This window comes from Streptomyces sp. NPDC004031, from assembly GCF_053604375.1.
Window position 1 is genome coordinate 1 of record NZ_JBSGHL010000123.1, and the last position, 5,478, is coordinate 5,478.

Annotated in this window: 6 protein-coding genes and 1 pseudogene; 5 read left to right on the forward strand and 2 right to left on the reverse strand. The window is 76.0% G+C overall.

All coding sequences use genetic code 11. From position 1 onward, the window contains the following. Together ACWERV_RS36375 and ACWERV_RS36380 are read left to right on the forward strand one after the other, a co-directional pair. Positions 1-389, forward strand: a pseudogene (locus tag ACWERV_RS36375) (crotonyl-CoA carboxylase/reductase); the annotation flags it as partial. 91 nt (positions 390-480) lie between these two features. Then, entirely contained in the window at positions 481-1,557 is a 1,077-nt protein-coding gene (locus ACWERV_RS36380) for a MerR family transcriptional regulator (protein WP_452941135.1), read from the forward strand. Here the strand turns inward: ACWERV_RS36380 and ACWERV_RS36385 are convergent. Then, the gene (locus tag ACWERV_RS36385; protein WP_452941137.1) at positions 1,517-2,143 is read right to left on the reverse strand and encodes a GrpB family protein; all 627 of its coding nucleotides are present in this window, start codon (positions 2,141-2,143) and stop codon (positions 1,517-1,519) included. The two genes, ACWERV_RS36380 and ACWERV_RS36385, sit on opposite strands and share 41 nt — an antisense overlap. Before the next feature lie 129 nt (positions 2,144-2,272). On the opposite strand from ACWERV_RS36385, the gene ACWERV_RS36390 reads away from it, so the two are divergent. After that, on the forward strand, positions 2,273-2,449 hold the full coding sequence (locus ACWERV_RS36390; protein WP_398183875.1) for a hypothetical protein: 177 nt from the start codon (positions 2,273-2,275) through the stop codon (positions 2,447-2,449). Positions 2,450-2,456: 7 nt separating this feature from the next. Here ACWERV_RS36390 and ACWERV_RS36395 read toward each other — a convergent pair whose 3' ends face one another. After that, positions 2,457-3,362 carry a LysR family transcriptional regulator gene (locus ACWERV_RS36395; RefSeq protein WP_452941139.1) on the reverse strand — a complete coding sequence of 302 codons (906 nt, stop codon included), beginning with the start codon at positions 3,360-3,362 and terminating at the stop codon, positions 2,457-2,459. Between the two features lie 87 nt (positions 3,363-3,449). Here ACWERV_RS36395 and ACWERV_RS36400 point away from each other — a divergent pair, with 87 nt between their 5' ends. Next, positions 3,450-4,991, forward strand: a complete 1,542-nt coding sequence (locus tag ACWERV_RS36400; RefSeq protein ID WP_452941141.1) for an MFS transporter — start codon at positions 3,450-3,452, stop codon at positions 4,989-4,991. A gap of 153 nt (positions 4,992-5,144) precedes the next feature. After that, positions 5,145-5,369 (forward strand): hypothetical protein, encoded by a 225-nt coding sequence (locus ACWERV_RS36405; RefSeq protein WP_452941143.1) that lies wholly within the window; start codon positions 5,145-5,147, stop codon positions 5,367-5,369. Positions 5,370-5,478 lie beyond the last annotated feature (109 nt).

Below are 5,478 nucleotides of genomic sequence, written 5' to 3' on the forward strand. Positions count from 1 at the left end.
CCTTCGGCGCCAGCGTCTACGTCACCCGCAAGGGCGGCACCGTCGTCACCTGCGCCTCCACCTCCGGCTACACCCACGAATACGACAACCGCTACCTGTGGATGTCCCTCAAGCGCGTCGTCGGCACCCACTTCGCCAACTACCGCGAGTCGTGGGAGGCCAACCGCCTTGTGACGAAGGGCCGCATCCACCCCACCCTCTCCCGCGTCTACCCGCTGGCGCAGACCGGCCAGGCCGCGTACGACGTGCACCGCAACCTGCACCACGGCAAGGTCGGCGTGCTGTGCCTGGCCCCCCGCGAGGGTCTCGGCGTGCGCGACGAGGAGCTGCGGGCCCGGCACGCCGACGCCATCCACCGCTTCCGCACCACCCCGCCGCCGGCCGTCTGACCTTCCCCGCCGGGCCTGTTGACCTTCACCCTGGGGGAGGACCCAGCATCGGACGGGCCGGGCGGCACCGCCCGGTACGAGGAGGGCGGGCATGGGACTGCTGACCATCGGCGCGTTCGCGCGGGCCTCCCGGCTCTCGCCCAAGGCACTGCGCCTCTACGACGAGCTGGGCCTGCTGACCCCCGCGCGTGTCGACCCGGCCACCGGCTACCGCTACTACGCGCCCGGACAGCTGGAGCAGGCCCGGCTCGTGGCGTGGCTGCGGCGCCTCGGCATGCCGCTGGCCCGCATCCGGCACGTCTGTGCCCTTCCGGAGGGGCAGGCCGCGCAGGAGGTACGCGCCTTCTGGGCCGCAGTCGAGGCCGACACCGCCGCGCGGCGCGACCTCGCCGCCTTCCTCGTCGGCCACCTCTCGGGGAAGGACCCGTCCATGACCGCCGCCACCGCACCGCTCGCCATCCGCTACGCCGCCCTCTCCGACCGCGGCCTGGTCCGCGAGCGCAACCAGGACACCGCCTACGCCGGTTCCCGGCTGCTGGCCGTCGCCGACGGCTACGGCGGCGCGGGCGGCCCCGTGAGCGCCGCCGCCGTCGGCGCGTTCGAGCACCTGGACGCCGCCGCCCTCCCGGCGGGCGAGCTGCTGGGCGCTTTGGAGGACGCCGTCGAGCAGGCCGGACGGGCCGTGCGCGGCGCCGCCGCGGCCGCCGACGCCGCCGGGTCCGGGACCACGCTCACCGCGATGCTGTGGACCGGTTCGCAGCTCGCCCTCGTCCACATCGGCGACTCCCGTGTCTACCTGCTGCGGGACGGGGAGCTGTTCCGCATCACGCACGACCACACCGCGGTGCAGGCGATGATCGACGACGGGCGGCTGAGCCCCGACGAGGCCGCCTCCCACCCGCAGCGGGCGCTGCTGGTGCGGGCGCTCGGCGGCGGCGCGGACGCCACCGCGGATCTGAGGCTCCAGGACGCCCGGCGCGGCGACCGCTACCTGCTGTGCTCCGACGGACTGCCGGCCGCCGTGCCCACCGAGGAGATCCACCGGATCCTCGCCTCGGGGGCGGAACCCGAGCCCGCGGTACGCGAACTCGTCGGCCTCGCCAACGGCCGCGGCGGCCCCGACAACGTCAGCTGCGTGGTCGCGGACGTGGTGGAGGACCGGGCGTAGCGGGCGGCGGGACGCGCCAGCCGGTGGCGGCGGCCCAGCGCTCGGCCGCCGCCATCAGCACCAGCGTCGCGGGCGCCTTGATCTGCCCGTAGCCGGACAGGTCAGGTACGGCGAGCGCGAGCCGCTGCTTGAAGTCACCCCATGCCTGCCGGGATTCGGCGTCCGCGCGCAGGTAGTCCCGGAAGAGCAGCGCGAAGCGGGTGTTGGGCCCGTCGTACGCGCGCAGGTGGACGTTGCAGGAGCGGGCGCCGACGGGTGGCGCGAAGACCAGCTTGCGGCACTCCCGGCCGCCGCAGACCTCGGCGCGGTTCCACGGCTCGGGGCGGCGGCGGAAGCCGAGCGCGGCGAGCGGCGCGGCGTACCGCTCGTCGTCCTGCCCGGTCAGCGACCGCACCCGCACCTGCACGTCCACGCAGTCCTTGGCGGCCAGCCCCGGCACGGACGTGGAGCCCACATGGTCGATCGCGAGCGCGGCGCCGCCCAGCGCCTCCCGCAGCGGCGCGGCGATCCGTTCGAACTCCGCGGCCCACTCCGGCCGGTGCCCGACCACCGCGAGCGGGCGGCCCAGCTCATCGGGGAACGGCATGGGGTGCAGGCTACTCCCGTACCTCGCGGGGGAGTTGACGGCGCGGGTATCCTGGGGAGGACGCATCGTCGCCCGCCCCGGCTCTTCGTTCCCGGGCGGGCCGAGTGGGGGAAGAAGGGTGCGTGCCCGATGGTGATCGGGCTCCTCTCCGCAGTGGCCGCCGTCCTTTACGGCGGCACGGTCTCCGTCCTCGCCTTCACCGCGACATTCGCACGCCGCCCCGCCCTGCGCGGCGCGGCCCGCAGCACCCTCGCCGTCCTGGTGCGGGGCGCGGCGGCGGGAAGGGGGGCCGGACCGCTCGGCTGACCGGACGTCAGTCCAGGGCGGCGGCCAGGGTCGTGCGCAGCCAGCGGTGGGCGGGGTCGGCGTCGAGCCGGGCGTGCCACTGCTGGCGCACGTCGATGGCGGGCAGCGGCGCCGGGACGGGGAACCAGCGCAGCCCCAGCCCGTCCGCGTACGACTCGGCCAGCCGCCGCGGCACCAGCCCCACGTACGGGCTGGACGCCACCAGCAGCGCCGCCACCGCGAAGGTCGGCACCACGACGGCGACCCGGCGGCGCAGCCCCGCCGCCTCCAGGACGTCGTCGAGCGGGCCCCGGCCGCGTCCCCGGCGGGAGGCCGACACGTGCGGGGGCCCGCACAGCTCCCGCAGGGTCGGCGGACGCCCGCGGCCCAGCGGGCTCGTGGCGCGCACCACCGCGACGACCTGCTCGCGGTAGAGCGGCGCCGACCGGACGTCGGGCGCCGCGTCCTCGCCGACGCCGATGTCCAGATCGATGCTGCCGTCCCGCAGCGCCTCCACGCTCTCGGCGCCCTCGGCCACGAACCGCAGCACCACGCCCGGCGCGGCCGCCGAGATCGCCGCCACGGCCGCGGCCGCGAGCGTCGCGGCCACCCCGTCGTTGATCCGGACGGTGAAGGTGCGCTCCAGGTCCGCGGGCCTGACCTCGCGGTCCGCGCTGACCAGCACAGCGGCCTCGTCCAGCAGCGAGCGCACCCGCGGTGCGACGCGCAGCGCGTACGGCGTCGGCGCCATGCCGCGCCCGGCCCGCACCAGCACCGGGTCACCCATGGCCCGCCGCAGCCGGGCGAGGGCGCGGCTGGTCGCCGGGACGGACAGGTGCAGCCGCTCGGCGGCGGCCGTCACGCTCGACTCGGCCAGCAGGGCGTCGAAGACCCGCAGGAGGTTGAGGTCGAGTTCGGCGGACGGAACGGTCATACGGGGAGTGTAGATTGCGCGCCGCGCAACGGTGGCTTGTCAAAGTTGCGTGGCGGGAAAGTGCCGGCTCTTTCTAGCGTCGCGGGCATGGGAACCAACGGACTCGAACGCCCCGCGGACCGCGCGCCCGCGGCCCCGCCCCCGGTACCGCCCGCCGCGCCGCCCGCGCGCCGCCAGGGCGCGGCGCTCGCGCTGATGTGCGCCTGCGTCGTCCTCGTCGTCGGCACGGTCGCCGCCGTCAACCTCACCGTCCCGATGCTCGCGGCGAGCGCCCTGCACCCGTCGGCGTCCGCGCTGGTCTGGATCGTCGACACCTATGTGGTGGTCTTCGCGTGCCTGGTCATACCCGGCGGCGCGGCCGGCGACCGGTTCGGCCGCAAGGGCGTGCTGCTCGCCGGACTCGTGCTCTTCGCGTGCGGCGCGCTGCTGTCGGCCCTCGCCCCCGGGCTGCCGCTGCTGCTCGCCGGGCGCGCGGTCACCGGTGTCGGCGCCGCGGCCGTGCTGCCCAACACCCTCGCGGTGCTGCTGCACGCGGTGCCGCGCGAGCGCGCGGGCGCGGCCGTCGCGACCTGGGCCGCGATGACCGGCGTCGGCGGGGTCGCGGGCAACGTCGGGGGCGGCGCGGTGCTGGACGCGGGGTCGTGGCGCTGGCTGTTCACCGCGGGTGTGCCCGCCGCGCTGCTGCTGGCCGCGCTCACCGCGCGCCTCGTCCCGGTCTCCGCCCGGCACACCCGCCGCCTGGACCCGCCAGGCACGGCGCTGCTGGTCGCCGCGTCCGTGGCGCTGCTGACCGGCATCGTGCAGGGCCCGGAGTCCGGCTGGGGGAGCCCGGTCGTGATCGGTGGCTTCGCGGGAGCCGCCCTGCTGTTCACCGCGTGGACGCTGGTGGAGCTGCGCGTCGCGGACCCGCTGTTCGACCCGCGGCTGCTGCGCGTGTCCGGGCTACGCGCCGCCTGCCTGGGCATGACGGCCGTCTTCTTCGGGATGTTCGCCCTCTTCTACGTCAACGCCTCCTTCCTCCAGTACGGCAAGGGGTTCGGGGTGCTGCGCACCGGGCTCGGCGTGATCCCGCTGACCGGGCCGGTCATCGTCGCCGCCCGGTACACCGGCGCCCTCGTCCGGCGGATCGGGCTGGACGCGACCACCGCGCTCGCCTTCGCCTTCACCGGCGGCGGGCTGCTGGGCCTGTCCGGCGGCGGCACCGGCACGCCGTACGCGGTGTACGCCTGCTGGCTCGTCGTCACCGGCGTCGGCGTGGCCCTCGCGCTGCCCACGCTCTCGGGCGCCATCGCGGGCTCGCTGCCGCCGGACCGGGCGGGCGTGGGCGCCGGACTCCAGGCGACGACCCGGGAGTTCGGCAGCGCGCTGGGCGTCGCGGTCATCGGCACCGTCCTGACCGCGCGTTTCACCGCGGCCCTGCCGGAGGCCGTCCGCGCGCACGGCGACCCGCACACCGTCGCCCAGGCGCTGGCCGTGGCGGGCCCGGCGCACCGTCCCGCGGTCGTCGCCGCGTTCGTCACGGCTGCGGACACCGGGCTGCGCGTCGTCGGCGCGTCCGTGCTGGTGCTCGGCGCGCTCGTGACCCTCCCCGGCCTGCTGCGGCGGCGTCGGCTCCCGAGGCCGCAGTGAACGGCGGGGCGGGTGCGGGGAAGGGGGCGAACGAGGCTTCCTATTGGTCTGGACCTCTGGGTGCGGCGGCGGCTAGCATGCGAGCGACATCGCACCACCTCCCATGAGATATGACGTTATGTCAGCACGTCTCGACACAAAAGGAGTTGGCACGTGAAGCGACGTATCGCAACGGCCGCCGTCGCCGCCGCCGCGGCCGCCGTCCTCGCCCCCCTCGCCACCGCGACCTCCGCCCACGCGGCGGGTGAGTGGCGCACCCAGGGCGTCTACTACACCTACGACCAGTGCCAGGCCGCCGGGGTCGCCGGCTACAACCTCTGGGGCCCGAACTTCCTGTGCCAGAGCTCCGGCGGCTACGTCTACCTGCTGGTCCACTGACGGCCCGTCCGCCGTGTGCCGCCCGGCCGGGCGGGCCCCCCGGGCCGCCCCGGGAGCGGCCGGCCGCGCGGCCCCATAAGAATAGGAAACCTCTTATAACCAGACACTC